The 3,580-nt window shown below is 41.8% G+C and carries 2 protein-coding genes; both read right to left on the minus strand.

Translation table 11 applies throughout. The features are described from left to right. Positions 1 to 1,805 (minus strand): hypothetical protein (locus ACFQ3Q_RS10705; RefSeq protein WP_380745558.1); only part of this gene is annotated, 1,805 nt, incomplete at its 3' end. Positions 1,806 to 2,210: 405 nt separating this feature from the next. After that, positions 2,211 to 3,580 (minus strand): SprB repeat-containing protein (locus ACFQ3Q_RS10710; RefSeq protein ID WP_380745560.1); only part of this gene is annotated, 1,370 nt, incomplete at its 5' end.

Consider the following 3,580-nt stretch of genomic DNA (forward strand, 5'->3'; position numbering starts at 1 on the left):
GCAGGAGTGCCTGCATCGGCATTTGCCTGGCTAGAATAGAAACTGATGGTTCCTCCATCCGCATCGGTGATCGCGTCACCTAGATTAAAGGTGGCTGCCCCTGTGGAGCCGATCTCACATTCGTCAAGATTTTGTGCGGTTACATCAGGATTATCATAAATTGTAACAGTTGCACCGTCCACGCCATAGCATCCTAATTCATTAACATTACCTCCGATAATGACAGTAGCGTAGAATTTATATTCACCGGCTAAAGTAGGTGTATAAGTTTTAAGGTTTAAATTACTGCCCCCTACACTATTTCCTCCCTGTACCATTATAGAGTCATTTTGAGGCGTAGGTGGATAATAATACCATTCAAATTTATAATCTCCTGAGGGACTTACTGTAGCCACAAGATTTTCAGAATCATCTTCACAAAACACCACATCATCGACATTAACCGTTACCGGAGGTGTATTACCAAGGTCAATGGGTCCGGCAAAATCCTTCAAAGAAGAATCAAAGGAAGCTGAAGACCTGGTTTTCACAAGTAAACTTCCGAGCGGGTTTTCACAAGTTCCTTCCCCCGAACGGGTATCAAAACCAAACTTAGTGGCGTTAATAGCTATTTCGGCAAAAGTATTTTCGGTATAGACATCAGAAAGATCTCCACCGGAATCTATAGTTCCCCACCAGGGTGCAGGAACTGCGGTTGGATTAGCCTGGGCGAATAAGGATTTACCTGTTTCCAATGAGCTAAGAACGATACGCGCATATCCGAAATTATTGCTGGAGTTACCGTCACAATAGAAGAACGGAAATCGTCCATTCCCATCACCAAATTCAAAAGGTCTTCCGCCCAAAGAATTAAAATTCAAAAAGGCGGCATTATTGGGAAAGTCTCGTTTGTCGATCCATACAAAAAGCCGGATATCTATGTTATCTCCCCCACCGGTATAGTTCACCGACATAATGATATCACCATGTTTATTAACACTACCATCATCATCGGTACCATCTGCCGAACTACCTGGTAAATCAAATTTATAGGTGCTATGCCCACAATCAGCTCCTAAGGAAACAAAGTTTCCGGCACCCTCTTCCCAGGTAATATCCTTACGGTAATATTCAAAATCCAGGTAACTATCCCCGTTCTCGCTTCGAGTTGAAGCTGCCGCAATGGCAAATTCATCGTCTGAATCTACAAATTCATCTGAAGGGATGGACCTTCTTAAATGCCCCATTACATCGATAAGGTCATTCTTTTGAGGCACACTTCCTGTTTTAAGCGTCCAATCATTAGGGTTGTTGAAGTTCTTATTGATCTTCTGATCAAAGGTGGACATGTCCTTATTTCCACCTGAGGTTTGCTGATCCCTGAAATACACTGCATCTATCCAGAGTCTTCCATCCCCTTCGGGAAAAGAATAAAGGTCAGCAGCCATCCTTAATTCAATGCTTTCATTCTGTCCGGCACTAATTTGCGAGATTGAATCTAAAGCCGCAGCACTATGAGTGTCTATCACTCCAGCTCCGGGTGCATCAGGATTTGGCACTTTATGAAACCAGTCATCGGTTCCCGGTGCGGGAGGTGCGGTAATACTCATACCCGTAAAATAAAGGGTGTCCCTTTGTACATCGGCATCGATCCCAAAATCTGCCACCACATCGGTTTCAAGTGGTACCGTTTGAGCATATGCGTTGGTTAAGGAAAGGACAAAAATAAAAAGCACGGCAAATATTTTAATCCAATTAAAATACTTCCTGCTTTCAACAGTCTTAATTCCGGAATCCGGAGATTCCGGTAATGTAATAACTTTCATAATTTACATTTTATGGTTAGTAATAAAACTTTCCATAAACAAGCAGTTAAAGGAGACCTGGGTATTAACCGGGAATTCCGGCTTAAAAAATCATCAAAATTATAAAAGGAGGATACTTGAACAGGGGGGAACTACTTTTCCGGCTCAAACCGGAAAATCAAATGCATTTTACATGCGCCATCTGTGGGGGGAATTTAAGAACCCGATAAAATGAGTCGGGAGTAAAATAGTAGTATACAGGAAGATATTTTCCTTTAACACTAATTTAATACAATAGAGTTTAAAAATGGGCTAAACCTGGAAGAACTTCAGCTTACTCTAAGTTATTTACAGGTTTTCCCCTAATGGAATCATTCCCAAAAAAAAAGCCACGCAAGTGCGTGGCTCTTCTTGTCATAAGGTTTATCAGTTAGCCGAGATAACACTTTCAGAGAATGATTCTCTATCAGTAATCACTCTTATAATATAAACCTGATTGGCTTTAAGAGCAAAATCAATATTCAGCTGGGTCTGATCTCCTTTGGTCACCTTTTGATCTGTATATGTTCTTAGTAAATGACCACTAAGATCAAAGAATTCAATCCTGACATCTGACATATAATCGAATTCATAATAAACACTGAGTGTTTCCTTAAAAGGAACGGGCGCTACCCCGAAACCACTCACTTCTTCCAGGGAAGAGCTTGTAGTGAATGAAGCTGAACTTAGATCCTTGTTCACTGCGCTTTCCAGGGTTTCACAATTTCCTGATGGTGCCGTTGCAGGGTCAGAACATCTTCTGTCGGTATTAATGCCAAGCACTCCAAAACTCGGTCCGTTAGGAACATCATCTATGATCATCCCAAAAGAATAGGCGTTTCCGAACCAGTCTTCATCATCTATTTGATCAGGAGTACTTCCTATTATCGACTTAGAATCAAATTTAGTGGAAAACACATATTTCCCTGGTACCGATGGTGTAAAAGTGACTATTATTTTAAATATTCCATCGGATCCTTCAGAATCATTATAGTCTATACTATTAATATCTATATTACCACAGGATTCCGAATAAATACGAACATTGGAATCATTAAGATAATCGAATGGTTTGAAACCACCCGGTACAGTTTGCTTAAGCACTATAGTTACAAGTTCAGGAGTGTATTCCTGTCCTATTTCCGGCTCCGGAATCACAAAATCCCCGTAATAGAAGAATGCACCCGGGATTACATTTGTCACCTGTTCGGGCCCTCCTTTGAATTTTTTAATGGTAGTACACATATATTCCTGTACGAAAAGAGCAGGATCACAGAATAAATAATCGCTACATTCTGTTTGGGTTGGGAAAAGATGGTTACAATCTCCGGGAAGTTTAATTTCCATATCCTTTGTCACGGAACATCCATTGGCATCTGTAACTGTCACGGAATACTTCCCTGCCAGCAAGCCGGTCCGGTCTTTTGGTTCTGGATAATCCGGGTCACCTGCTTCTTCCCCATCCATATCGGCCCAGTCATAGGTATAACCCGAGGTTCCTCCACTAACTGTTAAACTAATTGAACCATCCTCTCCTACACAGGTTTCGTCCGAAAGGTTTTCTTGTACATTTAACTGATTAGGTTCACTGATGGTTTCCGTGCCACTGCTGGCTTCACACTCATCGTTCTCTTCTCCGTCATTGCCGAAGACCTTTACATAGTAATCCCCGGGTACCAGGCCGGTAAAGTCTGCTCCGGTGGTATTGCTGGCTACTGCAGTGGTGCCACTGTCCTTATACAATTCGTAGCGGATGA

The organism is Salegentibacter chungangensis, from assembly GCF_042678405.1.
Lineage (GTDB): Bacteria > Bacteroidota > Bacteroidia > Flavobacteriales > Flavobacteriaceae > Salegentibacter_A > Salegentibacter_A chungangensis.